Origin of the sequence: Pseudarthrobacter sp. DSP2-3-2b1, assembly GCF_049895945.1 — a bacterium.
In the GTDB taxonomy this organism is placed as follows: domain Bacteria; phylum Actinomycetota; class Actinomycetes; order Actinomycetales; family Micrococcaceae; genus Arthrobacter.
Map to the genome: position 1 here is coordinate 68,558 of NZ_JAFCTI010000011.1, position 13,681 is coordinate 82,238.

A 13,681-nucleotide genomic window follows, 5' to 3' on the forward strand; every position below is an offset into this window, starting at 1 on the left:
ACAAGGAGGCTGCCGTGACCCAGGAAGCACTCGGGGCCCCGTTCAACACCCACGAACTCCGGCAGGCATTCGGCTCGTTTGCCACCGGTGTCACGGTGGTGACGTGCAATGCCGATGACGGGGTGCCGCATGGCGCCACGGTGAATGCCTTCACCGCCGTATCCCTGGATCCGCCACTCGCGCAGGTGACATTGACCCGCACCTCGCGGGCCGCCCGTTATCTGGAGGGCGCGCCGTTTGCCGTCAACATCCTGTCCCTCGACCAGATGGACGTGGCCCTCCACTTCGCCGGCAGTGTCATGGACGAGGAACCGGAATGGACCCTGGACGGCGACGTGCCCATCCTGACAAGGAATGCGGCCACTATTGAATGCCGGCCGTGGAACATCTACGACGGCGGCGACCACATCATCGTGGTGGGCGAGGTGATCTCCCTCGAGGTCACCGGGCGCGAGCCGCTGCTCTACTTTGGTGGCCGCTTCCATGAAATCGGACCGCTCGTGGACGGCACGGCAGGGGACCGGGCGGCTGAGGTGGCTGAAGCGCCCGACGACGGCTGGTTTGCCGGTGCCAGGTCCTTCAAGCCACTGAGCCACGAAGCCTAGGCTTACCTGAAACCAGCCCTATCCGATCAGCAGGCTCAAAGCCTCCGTCAGGTGTTCCACTTCCCGGACCGAGAACCCGGCTGGAACGGGGCCCGGGCCGTTATGGCTGGCAGGAACCACCGCGTGGGTGAAGCCCAGCCGGTGCGCCTCCTGGATCCGCTGGTTGATGCCGGGCACCGGGCGCACTTCGCCGGCCAGGCCCACTTCCCCGAAAGCGATCAGCCTGATGGGCAGCGGTTTGCGGGCCTTGGCGGAGGCGACGGCAAGGGCAACTGCGAGGTCCGTAGCGGGTTCGCTGAGCTTGACCCCGCCCACTGTGGCCACGTAGGAATCGTCCTTGTGGAGCAGGCAGCCGGCCCGCTGCTGGAGTACCGCCAGGAGCATGGACACCCGTGAGCTGTCCAGGCCGCTGGTGGCGCGGCGGGGCTGTGAGTTGGCGCTTTCGGCCAGCAGTGACTGCACCTCGGCCAACAGCGGCCGCCGCCCTTCCATGGTCACGGTGATGCAGGTGCCGGAGACGGGCTCCTTGGTGCGGCTGACAAAAAGCCCGCTGGGGTCCGTAAGCCCTTCGATGCCGTTCTCGTTCAGGTCGAAACAGCCGACGTCGTCCGTGGGGCCGTAGCGGTTCTTGACGGCCCGCAGCATCCGAAGGCGGGAATGGCGTTCGCCCTCGAACTGGCAGACCACGTCCACCAGGTGTTCGAGCAGCCGCGGGCCGGCGATGGAGCCGTCCTTGGTCACGTGACCCACCAGGAGCGTGGTCATGTTGCGCCGTTTGGCCGCCGCGATGATGGAAGCGGCCACCTCCCGGACCTGGGAAACGCCGCCTGCGCTGCCATCCACGTCCGCGCTGCTGAGCGTCTGGACCGAGTCGACAATCAGCAGCCTCGGTTCGATCTTTTCCACCTGGCCCAGTGCCTGGCCGAGGTCCGTTTCCGCCGACAGGTAGAGGGAATCGGCGACGGCGTCGATCCGTTCGGCGCGCAGCTTCACCTGCGCTGCGGACTCTTCACCAGTGACATACAGGACGTCCTGCGCGGTGCGGGCGAACTTCGCGGCGACGTCCAGCAGCAGCGTTGACTTCCCCACGCCGGGTTCGCCGGCCAGCAGGATGACGGCGCCCGGAACCAGTCCACCGCCCAGCACCCGGTCCAGTTCGTCAACCCCGGTGGGCAGGAAAGCCGCCGTGGTGGCGTCCACCTCGGCAATGCGGCGGGCAGGCTCGAGAACCGTGGTGGCCGCCGTCGTCCGCGCCACCGCGGTGCCGGTTTCCTCAACGGTGCCCCAGGCTTGGCACTCGCCGCAGCGCCCCACCCACTTCACTGCCGTCCAGCCGCATTCGGCGCATTTATACGCGGGCGCCTTGGACGCGCGGGTTGTCTTTGTAGCCATGGGTTCCACCCTACTGGCGGGCACTGACATTGCCCGCAGCCGCACACAACCAGCCGCCCACCCCGGGCCTGATAGGCCGGAGCTACCGTGTGAGAGAGCGCTCTCTTGACAGTGATGCGCGCCACGCTTAGGGTTGGGGGACTTGCAAGAGAGCGCTCTCTCAGACCGAGCTATTTCCCCCACAAAGGAGTGACCGTGAAACTCTCACGACGAAATACCGCTGCCGCCATAGCGGGAGCAGCAGCCCTGGCCATGCTGGCCACCGGCTGCGGAAGCAGTCCAGACCAGGCAGCCAGCGCGGACAATCCCGTTGAACTGACGGTTACCACCTTCGGAACCTTCGGCTACAACGATCTCTACGGCGAGTACGAGCAGGCAAACCCCGGCGTCAAGATCAAAGCCACGAACATCGACCGTGGCTCGAACGCCCGCACCGACGCCTTCACCAAGCTGGCAGCCGGCTCAGGCCTCAGCGATGTAGTGGCCATCGAGGAAGGTTGGCTGGGCTCCATCATGGAAGTCTCCGACCAGTTCGTGGACCTTAACGAGCACGGCGCCGCGGACATCAAAGCCAACTGGGTTGACTGGAAATACCAGCAAGGCACCGACCCCGCCGGCCGCGTGATCGGCTACGGCACGGACATCGGTCCGCAGGGGCTTTGCTACAACGGGAAACTCTTCGAGGCAGCGGGCCTTCCCAGCGACCGTGAATCCGTGGCAAAGCTGTTCGGTGGGCAGGACGCCACCTGGGAGAAATACTTCGAACTCGGCAAGCAGTACAAGGCCGCCACCGGGAAGGCCTGGTATGACCAGTCCGGTTTCGTGTGGAATTCCATGGTGAACCAGATGGACGAGGGCTATTACACCAAGGGCGGCGAGCTCAACGTCGACGGCAACGCTGAAATGAAGGACAAGTTCGAGATGCTCGCTGCCGGAACTGCAGCCGGGCTGTCCGCCAACCAGACCCAGTGGGACTGGGGAAACGGCAAGGCATTCGTTGACGGCTCCTTTGCCACGTTTGTCTGCCCGGGCTGGATGCTGGGCACCATCAAGGGCCAGTTGGAGTCCGCCGGCGGCGGTGCCGGCAGCGGGTGGGACTTTGCGGATGTCTTCCCCGGCGGTGCGTCCAACTGGGGCGGGGCGTTCCTTTCCGTACCCAAGACCTCAGAGCACCCGGCAGAGGCTGCGAAGCTTGCAGCCTGGCTCACCGCTCCCGAGCAGCAGGTCAAGCAGTCCGCGGCAGCCAACAACTTCCCCAGCACCCTCAAGGCCCAGGAGAAGCTGGTCCAGGACGCCACGCCCAACGTGCTCTTCAACAACGCCCCCACCGGCGCCATCCTGGCCAACCGGGCCAAGGGTGTGGTTGCCCAGTTCAAGGGGCCGGATGATTCGGTCATCCAAGAGAACGTGTTCGGCCCGGCCCTGAAGACCCTCGACGCCGGGACCGCCAATGCGGACAAGGCCTGGTCTGAAGCCCTGCGCCTCCTCAACGACCTGGTGGTCAACAACTAGCAAGACCCGCTGTGGGGCCTCCCGTGAAGGGAGGCCCCCCGATGGAGTGCGAGAGCCTCATGACAACTACGCTGAACCGGTCCGCAAAGCCTGCGGCCAAACACCAACCCACCTTCAAGCAGCGCCTGGCCATCTTCGATGTCAAGGCATCCCCCTACTTCTACGTCGCGCCGTTCTTCATCCTTTTTGCCCTCGTGGGCCTTTTCCCCCTGGTCTACACATTCTTCGTGAGCCTCTTCGACTGGCACCTGCTCAAGGGCCAAGGACAGTTCGTGGGGCTGGAGAACTTCGCGGAGGTCCTGCAGGACCGTTTCTTCTGGAATTCCCTCTTCAACACCATGAGCATCTTCCTGCTCTCGGCCATCCCGCAGCTCGCCGTCGCGCTCTTCCTGGCGGCGGTGCTGGACCAGAACCTCCGGGCCAAGACCTTCTGGCGCATGAGTATCCTGCTGCCGTACATCGTGACCCTGGTTGCGGTGGCCATGATCTTCACCAACATGTTCGGCGAGCAGTACGGCCTGATCAACAACATCCTGGGCAACTTCGGCCTGGACCCGGTGATGTGGAAGAACGAGACACTGCCGAGCCACATTGCCATCGCCACCATGGTGAACTGGCGCTGGACCGGCTACAACGCCCTGATCCTGCTGGCGGCCATGCAGGCGGTGCCGCGCGACCTCTACGAATCCGCGGCCCTCGACGGCGCTGGAGCAGTCCGGCGGTTCTTCAGCATCACGCTGCCCAGCATCAGGCCCACCATGGTGTTCGTAGTCATCACGGCCACCATCGGCGGCCTCCAGATCTTCACCGAACCCAGGCTGTTCGATCCCGCCACAGCCGGCGGATCGCAACGACAGTTCCAGACCACCGTTCTTTACCTCTGGGAAATGGCCTTCCAACGCCAGAACTTCGGCAAGGCATCAACCATCGCGTGGCTGCTCTTCCTGATCATTGTGCTGTTCGGCCTCATCAACTACCTGATCTCCCGCAGAATCGCGACGGCGGACGCAGCCAAGCCCCGCACCCGTGCTGAAAGGACAAAGAGATGAGCATCATCGACCGCGCAGAACCAGTGCCGGACCGGGCACCTGCCATGGGATCACCCACAGGCACGGCGCGGCCAACAAGTCCGGCACCCTTCCGCAAGCGGTTCTTCGGCACGGGTCTGCGCCCTGGATTCCTCAGTTACGGGCTGCTGCTCGCCTTCCTGCTCTCCTCCGCCTACCCGCTGTGGTGGTCCGTGGTGATCGGCAGCAGGTCCAACGAGGCCCTGGGCGAAACATGGCCGCCGTTGCTGCCGGGCGGAAACTTCTGGACGAACGTGGGCGAGGTCTTCGATACCGTTCCGTTCTGGCTCGCCCTCGGAAACAGTGTCCTGATCTCCGGAATCATCACGGTCTCGGTAGTGGGCTTCTCCACGCTCGCCGGCTACGCCTTTGCCAAGCTGAGGTTCCGCGGCCGGAACGGCCTCATGCTGATGGTGGTTGCAACCATGGCCATCCCCACCCAGCTGGGCATCATCCCGCTGTTCATGGTCATGCGGACCCTCGGCTGGACAGGTGAGATCGGCGCCGTCGTGGTTCCAACGCTGGTGACCGCCTTCGGTGTCTTCTTCATGCGGCAATACCTCGTTGACGTCATTCCGGACGAACTTATCGAGTCCGCCCGCATGGACGGCGCCAACATGATCTCCACGTTCTGGCACGTAGCCATCCCTGCAGCCCGCCCGGCGATGGCCATTCTGGGGCTGTTCACGTTCATGACGGCCTGGACGGACTTCCTCTGGCCGCTCCTGGTGCTCGACGCCGGCAACCCCACCCTGCAGACGGCGCTCAGCCAGCTGCAGTCCGCCCGTTACGTGGACTATTCGGTGGTCCTGGCAGGCGCAGTGCTGGCCACCCTCCCGCTGCTGGTGCTTTTCGCGCTGGCAGGAAAACAACTCATCTCAGGAATCATGCAAGGAGCAGTGAAGGGTTAATGCCACATTCGACATACACGCGGCAGTGGCCGAAAGGCTTCCTCTGGGGATCCGCGACGGCGGCGGCCCAGATTGAGGGGGCCAGTCACCAGGGCGGCAAGGAGGATTCCGTGTGGGACCACTTTGCCCGGGTTCCCGGTGCCATCGCCAAGGGCGAGAACCTGGAGCACGCTGTGGACCACTACCACCGGATGCCCCAGGACGTTGCGCTGATGAAGGAACTGGGACTGGACTCCTACCGCTTCTCCACCAGCTGGGCACGTGTCCGCCCGGGGGACCGTGCGTCCAATGCGGAGGGCCTGGACTTCTACTCACGCCTGGTGGATGAACTCCTGGAAGCCGGGATCATGCCCTGGCTGACGCTTTACCACTGGGACCTGCCGCAGGCACTGGAGGAGAAGGGCGGCTGGGCGAACAGGGACACCGCCTACCGGTTCGAGGAATACGCGCATGACGTCTACACGGCGCTGGGGGACAGGGTCCGGCAATGGACCACCTTCAACGAGCCGTTCTGCTCCTCGTTGCTCGGCTATGGATCGGGCGTCCACGCCCCAGGCCGGCAGGAGCCCCGGGCGGCAATCGCTGCCGTCCACCACCAGCACCTCGCCCACGGCCTGGCGGTAAACGCCCTGCGGGAACGCGGTGCCCAGCACCTGGGAATCACGCTGAACCTCAGCAACTCCATCCCCCGCGACCCTCAGGACCCTACCGACCTGGATGCCGCGCGGCGCTTCGACTCCCTGCAAAACCGGATCTTCCTCGATCCCATCCTGCGCGGCAGCTACCCGGAGGACACGCTGCATGACCTCGCACCCTTTGGATTGCCGGAACTAATCCTCCCCGGCGACCTGGAGGCAATCAGTGCGCCGCTGGATTTCCTGGGCGTCAACCACTACCACGATGACCTCATCAGCGGACACGCGGATGACGCCGGGAGTGATGGGCACTCCGGGGGAGCGGAACGTGTTGCGGCCTCGCCGTGGATCGGGTCCGAGGACATTGCCTTTCCCAGCCGCGGCCTCCCGCGGACGGCGATGAACTGGGAGGTAAACCCTGATGGGCTACGGAAACTGCTGGTCCGGCTCGGCGCGGAGTACCCCACCCTCCCGCCGCTCTACATCACCGAAAACGGCGCCGCCTATGAGGACACAGCCAGTCCGGACGGCGCGGTCCATGACAGCGAACGCACCAGCTTTATCCTTGACCACGTGGCTGCGGTGGGAGAAGCCATCGACCAGGGCGCTGACGTGCGGGGCTACTTCGTGTGGTCCCTGCTGGACAACTTCGAGTGGTCCTGGGGATACGGGAAGCGTTTCGGGATTGTGCGCGTGGACTACACCACGTTCGAACGCACCATCAAGGACAGCGGCCACGCCTACGCCGGGCTGATCGCAGCGGCAAAACGAGCTGCGTCGCGGCTTCCGGCCTTCCTGCCTGCCTAAACTGAAGTACCGGGCGCAAGCCCGCTCAACATCACGGAGCGAAGAAAAAGTGAAGCAAGACACCAGTGGCAGCCGGCCGGCGCCCACCCTTGAAATGGTGGCCGCCCTGGCCGGCGTGTCGAGAGCCACCGTCTCACGCGTGGTGAACGATGTGCCCAGCGTGGACGAGGACATCGCCGCGAAGGTCCGCCAGGCCATCCTCGCCGTGAACTACACACCAAACCGCGCAGCCCGCTCCCTTGCCAGCCGCAGGCCCAATTCGGTGACCCTGATCGTTCCTGAATCCACCTCCAAGGTCTTTGCTGATCCGTTCTTCGCCTCCGTGGTCCAAGGGGTGGCGCTCTACCTGGCGGACACCGATTACACGCTGAACATGGTGATTGCCTCAGAGGCCAAGCCCGAGAAAACCAGGGCGTTCCTGCTCGGCGGCAACGTTGCGGGCGCACTGGTGGTGTCCCACCACGCAGGTGACAGATCGTGGGCACACGTCAGCGACCACATCCCCATGGTGTTCGCCGGCAGGCCCTTGGCCGAGGGCGGAAGCTACTACGTGGACGTGGACAACGAGGCTGCCGCGGAAGGCGCAACCCGGGTACTGGTGCAACGCGGACGCACCCACATTGCCACAATCGCCGGTCCCCAGGACATGCCGCCGGGGGTGGACAGGCTCGCCGGCTGGAGGAAGGCCCTCGACGCTGCCGGGCTGGATGATTCACTGGTGGAATATGGCGATTTCACCCTCTCATCCGGGGCCAGGGCAATGCGAAGGCTGCTGGAACGCGGCAAGCCGCTGGACGGGCTTTTTGTGGCCAACGACCAGATGGCTGCAGGAGCTTACACAGTCCTTCAGGAGCGTGGGCTGAAAATTCCCGGCGAGGTAGCGGTGGTGGGATTCGACGACGACTCCTTTGCCACCTCAGTGAATCCGCAGTTGACAACCGTCCACCACCCCGTCATTGAGCTGGGCAAGAAGATGGCAGAGGTCCTGGTGGATCTGATCGAGGGGAAGCCTGCCGAGCAGGTTACGCGGATCCCCACCTCGCTCGTCATCCGTGACTCGGCCTGACGTGACCGTGACGGACGAACGTCCCCTCAACTGGGGAGTGGTGGCCACCGGCCGGATCGCACAGCGCGTAACCCGTGACCTGGCCCGCTTGGAAGGCGCCGTCCTGCAGGCGGTAAGCTCACGCAGCGCCTCCGCCGCGAAGGACTTCGCCGGGCAGCATGGCTTCGCTGCCAGCTATCACGATCAGCCCGACGTGAAAGGCTACGAGCAGCTTTTTGACGATCCTTTGGTGAACGTGGTCTATATCGCCACGCCGCACGCCCAGCACTTCGAGGTTGCAAAGGCAGCCCTTGAGGCAGGGAAACACGTGCTGTGCGAGAAACCCCTCACCATCAACGCCCGGGAAGCCCGGGAACTCACGTCCCTGGCGGGGCGGCGGCAGCTGTTCCTGATGGAGGCCGTGTGGACCCGTTTCCTGCCCGCAACCCGGCGGGCACTGGACGTGATCAGGAGCGGTGGAATCGGAGAGGTCCGCTGGTTGCAGGCCGATCTTGGCTTCGCAGCGACGTACGATCCGAAAGACCGACTCTGGGACCCGGCGGCCGGCGGGGGAGCGCTCCTGGACCTCACGGTCTACCCGCTGACCTGGGCAGTCAGCACCTTGGGATTTCCGGCCCAAATCACCGCTGCCGGCCAGTTGAATCACGACGGCGTGGACGTCCAGAACACCGTGACCCTGCACTACCCAAACGGTGCTGCCGCGCAGCTCGTTTCATCCCTGCAGTCCAACAGCCCCGGTACCGTCACCGTCAGCGGCACGGAGGGCTGGCTCCGCACCGGTTCTCCGCTGTACAACCCGCGGAGCCTGCACTACAGCGGGCCTGGCGGCTTGGTGCGGACAGAGGAGTTCCCCGAGGAGACCGAGGGTTTCATCCACGAACTGAGGGAAACAGCCCGGTGCATCCGGGCCGGTCTGCTGGAAAGCCCGCTGATGCCGTGGGATGAAAGCGTGCGGATAATGCAGCTCCTGGACGAGCTCCGGCAACAGCTGGGCCTGCGCTACGCGAACGATCCCTAAAGCCCGGGCAGCACGTCCCGGGCCTCCTGCGCGTCCATGCCGGCGGCCTCCAGGAGGTCCACCATCAGGGGCCGGAACAGCATCACTACGGTCTCACCCTCCAGCCGCTCCACGTCCAGCAGCTTCGGATGGAGCCGCAGGGCAATCTCACTGAAGTCCTGACGGGCGGCGCGCATGTGGGCGCGGCGGACGCCGTCGTGCGTTTCGGCCAGACCGAGCGAGAGTTCATCAATGGCGGCAGCGGTTTCGCGGAGGACATCGGCGATGTTCTCCGTGGCCTCATCGGAGAGAGCCGCATGGTTGATGGCGCTGGTGAGCCGCCGGGCAAAGACCCTGCTGTTGCGGAGGGCAAGGTCGATGAAGTCGAGCGATTGCTTGAGCCGATCCAGTTCATCCCGGTGCCTGCGGTAAGCCGGCGAGAGCGTTGCCACTTCACCGGAAGCACGCAGGGAATGGCGCATCGCGTCCACCAGCGGCTGGCAATTCCGGCCCCGGACCAGCGCGTGCCAGGCCTTGGTGGAGTCACTTTCGACCAAAGCTGACGCGCATTCGCGCAGCACTTCTGCGAGCTCGTGGAGGAGTTTCCGGACGTCGCTGCGCGGTTCACGGCGCGGATCCTTGGGCACGAGGATGGTCACCAGCAGCGCGAACAGCCCACCGATGATTGCATCGATGCTGCGTGTGAACGGCCCGCCGGCCGGCGCCGGCAGCAGCACCACCAGCAGTGATTGCAGCCCCAACTGGGTGGTGAAGATGTTGCCGCTGTCCAGGAAGCGCGCCAGCAGGATGGAGACAAGGAGTACGACGGCGGCAACCCAGATTTCGCCGCCCAGCCAGTGGAGGAGCAGGTCACCCACAGCGATGCCGATGGTGCAGCCCAGCCCCACTTCCACCACGCGGCGCAAGCGCGGTTCCCGCGAGAAGCCCAAGGCAATCAGCGAGGAGGTTGCGGCGAAGAGCGGGCCCGAATGCCCCAGCACGTACTCGGCGAACGCGTACGCCCCTACGGCACAGGCCGTCATCTGAATGGCGGGGAACAGCGAGTTGCGGCTGCGGATCAGGCCGGTCCGGATGCGGCCGCGCAGGAAGCGCCTGCTTGCTGAGAATCCCGCTGCGATGGCCATGGGTTCCAGTCTATTTGCCGTGGCCCTCGAAATTTGCGGCCCTTGAGGATAGGCCTTATCCCACTACGTCCGAAAGTGTGACGTGCGCAATGGCAACGCTGCACATGTTGGCCAATATCCAACCTCCGTTCACCTTCCGTTCACTTTCGGCAGCCAATTCCTTTACCTGCTGCCCCTAAATTCGATGAAGGTACAAAACGTACGCATCGCGCTGCAGGGCGTCTCCAGTCCTGCCCGCTCCTGAATAACCCTGGAAGGGGTACATCTAGTGAAGGCACTCCGCTTCGGCCGCCACGCGGCTATCGCTGTTATCGCAGCCGGCGCTCTCGCGCTTACCGCCTGCGGTTCAGACCAGGTCACTGGCACAGCGCCTGCTGGCAGCCAGTCCGCCGGCCCCAAGGTCACCGGCACGCTCACCGGCATCGGTGCCTCCTCCACCGGCGCAGCCATGGACGCTTGGAAGGCCGGCTTCGCAGCCGCCAACTCCGGCGCCACCGTGCAGTACTCCCCGGACGGCTCGGGCGCAGGCCGCAAGGCCATCATCGACGGCTCGGCCCAGTTCGCCGGTTCCGACGCTTACCTCAAGGATGAAGAGCTCGCCAGCTCCAAGACCCAGTGCGGCCCCGAAGGCGCCATCAACATCCCGGTTTACATCTCCCCGATCGCTGTCGCGTTCAACCTCCCCGGTATCACCGAGCTGAAGCTCGACGCCGTCACCGTTGCCAAGATCTTCCGCGGCGAGATTGCCACCTGGAACGATCCCTCCATCGCTGCCCTGAACCCGGGCGTCACCCTCCCGGACACCAAGGTCACCCCGGTGAACCGCTCTGACGACTCCGGCACCACCACCAACTTCACCGAATATCTGGCCGCTGCCGCTGCCGAGGTCTGGACCGACAAGGCTTCCGGTGTCTGGCCCGCAACCCTGCAGGGCGAGAACGCCAAGGGAACCTCCGGTGTGGTCAAGACCGTCACCGACACCCCGGGTGCTGTGACCTACGCCGATGACTCCGCCGTTGGCGGCAAGCTCGGTACCGCTTCGATCAAGGTCGGCGAGGAGTTCGTCAAGATCTCTGCCGAGGCTGCAGCCAAGGCTGTCGAAGCCGGCAAGCCCGTCGAAGGCCGCTCCGCCACCGACGTCGCCATCAAACTGGACCGTAAGACCACCGCAGCGGGCGCCTACCCGATCGTCCTGGTCTCCTACCACGTTGTCTGCACCGCCTACGACAAGCAGGAAACCGTTGATCTGGTCAAGGCCTTCGAAAGCTATGTAGTCTCAGATGCAGGCCAGCAGGCAGCTGCTGACTCCGCGAAGTCCGCCCCGCTTTCCCCGGCCCTCGCCGAGAAGGCCGTCAAGGCGATTGAATCCATCAAGGTCAAGTCCTAGTACCTGTCCCTGAACCGAGTTCCCCGCCACGCCGCAAGGCGGGGCGGGGAACTTGGCATTGCAAGCTAGCTTTCTGGCACCACCACAACCGAAGGGTCTTCAATGACCGCCACCTCCCTGAGTTCTTCCCAGGGCGCAGGCCGCGCCGGGGACAAGATCTTTTCCGGCGCCGCCCTGGCCGCCGGATGCCTCATCCTCGCCGTCCTGTTCGGCGTGGCATTGTTCCTCGTTGTACAGGCCATTCCGGCATTGACGGCACCGGCCGCTGAAATCCAGGGCGGTGAAGGCTTCTTCGCCTACATCTGGCCGATCGTCATCGGTACCCTCATCGCCGCAGTCATCGCACTGGTGATCGCCACCCCTGTGGCTATTGGCGTGGCGCTGTTCATCTCGCACTTCGCTCCGCGCGGACTCGCTTCGGCCCTCGGTTATGTGGTTGACCTCCTGGCCGCCATCCCCTCCGTTATCTACGGTGCATGGGGTGCTGCGTTCCTCGCCAAGGAAATCTCCCCGGCCTACAACTGGCTCGCCCAGAACATGGGCTGGCTGCCCATCTTCCAGGGTCCGGCCTCCGCTACCGGCAAAACCATTCTGACCGCGGGCATTGTGCTCTCGGTGATGGTCCTGCCCATCATCACTTCCCTGAGCCGTGAAATCTTCCTGCAGACCCCCAAACTCCATGAAGAGGCCGCGCTGGCACTTGGCGCAACGCGCTGGGAAATGATCAAAATGGCCGTCCTCCCGTTCGCCCGTCCGGGCATCATCAGCGCCGTCATGCTTGGCCTGGGACGCGCTCTTGGCGAGACCATGGCCGTCGCTCTGGTGCTCTCCTCCGGAGCGCTCACCGCCAGCCTGATCACCTCCGGCAACCAGACCATCGCCGCCGAAATCGCCCTGAACTTCCCCGAAGCCAGCGGACTGAAGGTGAGCACCCTGATTGCGGCGGGCCTGGTCCTGTTCCTCATCACGCTTGCCGTGAACATGGTGGCCCGCTGGATCATCAGCCGGCACAAAGAATTCTCGGGAGCAAACTAAATGTCCTCCACTCTTACTCCGGTACGCAGCAAGCGCTCAGCCCTGACCAAGGGGCAGCTGCCCCCGTTCGCGCCCTACATTGTCCTGGCTCTGGCGCTCATCATCGGAGCCGCAATCCTGGCCCTGATCGGCTTCAATGCCTTTGGCTGGGGCATTGTCTCCGCCATCCTGTTCGCAGCGGGACTGGTGACCTGGAGCGCCGTCGTCGAAGGTTCCCGCAAGGCCAAGGACAAGCTGGCCACCTGCCTGGTTGTGGGCTCGTTCCTGATCGCGCTGCTTCCGCTGATTTCCGTGATCTGGACAGTGCTGGTCAACGGTGTCCCCGGACTCGTCGCCCCCGGCTTCCTCACGAGTTCCATGAACGGCGTCACGGGCGTCTACGACACCCGGGCGGTGGAAGAGGGCGCACCCGTAATCGGCGGCATCTACCACGCCCTCCTGGGCACCGTTCAGATCACCTTGGTGGCCACCTTGATCTCGGTCCCCGTGGGCCTGCTGACGGCCATTTACCTGGTTGAATACGGCAACGACGGCCGCCTGGCCCGCGCCATCACCTTTTTTGTCGACGTGATGACAGGCATCCCCTCCATCGTGGCCGGCCTCTTCGCCGCAGCCTTCTTCTTTGCTGTGGTGGGGCCGGGCACCAAGACCGGTGCCGTGGCCGCCGTCGCCCTCGCAGTCCTGATGATCCCGGTGGTGGTCCGCTCCAGCGAGGAAATGCTGAAGATCGTCCCCAATGAACTGCGTGAAGCGGCCTACGCGCTTGGCGTTCGCAAGTGGCGCACCATCCTCAAGGTGGTCATCCCGACGGCGATCTCCGGCATTGCGTCGGGCATCACCTTGGCGATCGCCCGTGTTATTGGCGAGACTGCTCCTATCCTGGTCACCGCCGGGTTTGCCACCAGTATCAACAGCAACGTCTTCGGTGGCTGGATGGCCTCTCTGCCGACGTTCATCTACACCCAGATCCTGAACCCCACCTCGCCGGCGAATCCGGATCCGTCATCGCAGCGTGCGTGGGGCGCCGCCCTGGTCCTGATCATCCTGGTGATGGTCCTGAACCTCGGTGCCCGCCTGATCGCCAAAGCATTCGCTCCGAAGACCGGCCGCTGACACTTCCCT

Annotated in this window: 12 protein-coding genes; 10 read left to right on the forward strand and 2 right to left on the reverse strand. The window is 64.5% G+C overall.

What is annotated here, in order from left to right:
* Positions 1–14 precede the first annotated feature (14 nt).
* Positions 15–605: a flavin reductase family protein gene (locus ACP7AX_RS14180; RefSeq protein ID WP_426227171.1), complete on the forward strand. Its 591-nt coding sequence runs from the start codon at positions 15–17 to the stop codon at positions 603–605.
* A gap of 18 nt (positions 606–623) precedes the next feature.
* Here ACP7AX_RS14180 and radA read toward each other — a convergent pair whose 3' ends face one another.
* On the reverse strand, positions 624–1,997 hold the full coding sequence (radA, locus tag ACP7AX_RS14185; protein WP_131684768.1) for a DNA repair protein RadA: 1,374 nt from the start codon (positions 1,995–1,997) through the stop codon (positions 624–626).
* 252 nt (positions 1,998–2,249) lie between these two features.
* On the opposite strand from radA, the gene ACP7AX_RS14190 reads away from it, so the two are divergent.
* Genes ACP7AX_RS14190 through ACP7AX_RS14215 form a run of 6 tightly spaced genes read left to right on the forward strand, consistent with a single transcriptional unit; the run spans position 2,250 to position 9,013 of the window.
* On the forward strand, positions 2,250–3,509 hold the full coding sequence (locus ACP7AX_RS14190) for an ABC transporter substrate-binding protein (protein WP_426227316.1): 1,260 nt from the start codon (positions 2,250–2,252) through the stop codon (positions 3,507–3,509).
* 59 nt (positions 3,510–3,568) lie between these two features.
* Complete coding sequence (locus ACP7AX_RS14195; protein WP_426227174.1) at positions 3,569–4,558, forward strand: carbohydrate ABC transporter permease; 990 nt, start codon at positions 3,569–3,571, stop codon at positions 4,556–4,558.
* Between the two features lie 44 nt (positions 4,559–4,602).
* Positions 4,603–5,487 (forward strand): ABC transporter permease subunit, encoded by an 885-nt coding sequence (locus ACP7AX_RS14200; RefSeq protein ID WP_131684853.1) that lies wholly within the window; start codon positions 4,603–4,605, stop codon positions 5,485–5,487.
* Positions 5,487–6,929 (forward strand): GH1 family beta-glucosidase, encoded by a 1,443-nt coding sequence (locus ACP7AX_RS14205; RefSeq protein WP_426227176.1) that lies wholly within the window; start codon positions 5,487–5,489, stop codon positions 6,927–6,929. The genes ACP7AX_RS14200 and ACP7AX_RS14205 overlap by 1 nt, the downstream gene beginning before the upstream one ends.
* Positions 6,930–6,978: 49 nt before the next feature.
* The gene (locus tag ACP7AX_RS14210; RefSeq protein WP_426227178.1) at positions 6,979–7,995 is read left to right on the forward strand and encodes a LacI family DNA-binding transcriptional regulator; all 1,017 of its coding nucleotides are present in this window, start codon (positions 6,979–6,981) and stop codon (positions 7,993–7,995) included.
* Positions 7,996–8,002: 7 nt separating this feature from the next.
* The gene (locus tag ACP7AX_RS14215) at positions 8,003–9,013 is read left to right on the forward strand and encodes a Gfo/Idh/MocA family protein (protein ID WP_426227180.1); all 1,011 of its coding nucleotides are present in this window, start codon (positions 8,003–8,005) and stop codon (positions 9,011–9,013) included.
* Here the strand turns inward: ACP7AX_RS14215 and ACP7AX_RS14220 are convergent.
* Complete coding sequence (locus ACP7AX_RS14220; RefSeq protein WP_131684762.1) at positions 9,010–10,137, reverse strand: FUSC family protein; 1,128 nt, start codon at positions 10,135–10,137, stop codon at positions 9,010–9,012. The two genes, ACP7AX_RS14215 and ACP7AX_RS14220, sit on opposite strands and share 4 nt — an antisense overlap.
* A 268-nt stretch (positions 10,138–10,405) precedes the next feature.
* Between ACP7AX_RS14220 and pstS the strand changes: the two genes are divergently transcribed.
* From pstS to pstA, 3 genes are all read left to right on the forward strand, one after another.
* On the forward strand, positions 10,406–11,524 hold the full coding sequence (gene pstS, locus ACP7AX_RS14225; RefSeq protein WP_131684761.1) for a phosphate ABC transporter substrate-binding protein PstS: 1,119 nt from the start codon (positions 10,406–10,408) through the stop codon (positions 11,522–11,524).
* A gap of 102 nt (positions 11,525–11,626) precedes the next feature.
* Positions 11,627–12,559, forward strand: a complete 933-nt coding sequence (gene pstC / locus ACP7AX_RS14230; RefSeq protein WP_131684760.1) for a phosphate ABC transporter permease subunit PstC — start codon at positions 11,627–11,629, stop codon at positions 12,557–12,559.
* Positions 12,560–13,672, forward strand: coding sequence for a phosphate ABC transporter permease PstA (gene pstA / locus ACP7AX_RS14235; protein ID WP_426227183.1), 1,113 nt, complete (start codon positions 12,560–12,562; stop codon positions 13,670–13,672).
* Positions 13,673–13,681: the final 9 nt, after the last annotated feature.

Coding starts and splice junctions, on each gene's coding strand:
- ACP7AX_RS14220 (WP_131684762.1), bottom strand. CDS start 10,137: ATGGCCATCGCAGCGGGATTCTCAGCAAGCAGGCGCTTCCTGCGCGGC.
- radA (WP_131684768.1), bottom strand. CDS start 1,997: ATGGCTACAAAGACAACCCGCGCGTCCAAGGCGCCCGCGTATAAATGC.
- ACP7AX_RS14190 (WP_426227316.1), top strand. CDS start 2,250: ATGCTGGCCACCGGCTGCGGAAGCAGTCCAGACCAGGCAGCCAGCGCG.
- ACP7AX_RS14195 (WP_426227174.1), top strand. CDS start 3,569: ATGACAACTACGCTGAACCGGTCCGCAAAGCCTGCGGCCAAACACCAA.
- ACP7AX_RS14200 (WP_131684853.1), top strand. CDS start 4,603: ATGGGATCACCCACAGGCACGGCGCGGCCAACAAGTCCGGCACCCTTC.
- ACP7AX_RS14205 (WP_426227176.1), top strand. CDS start 5,487: ATGCCACATTCGACATACACGCGGCAGTGGCCGAAAGGCTTCCTCTGG.
- pstC (WP_131684760.1), top strand. CDS start 11,627: ATGACCGCCACCTCCCTGAGTTCTTCCCAGGGCGCAGGCCGCGCCGGG.
- pstA (WP_426227183.1), top strand. CDS start 12,560: ATGTCCTCCACTCTTACTCCGGTACGCAGCAAGCGCTCAGCCCTGACC.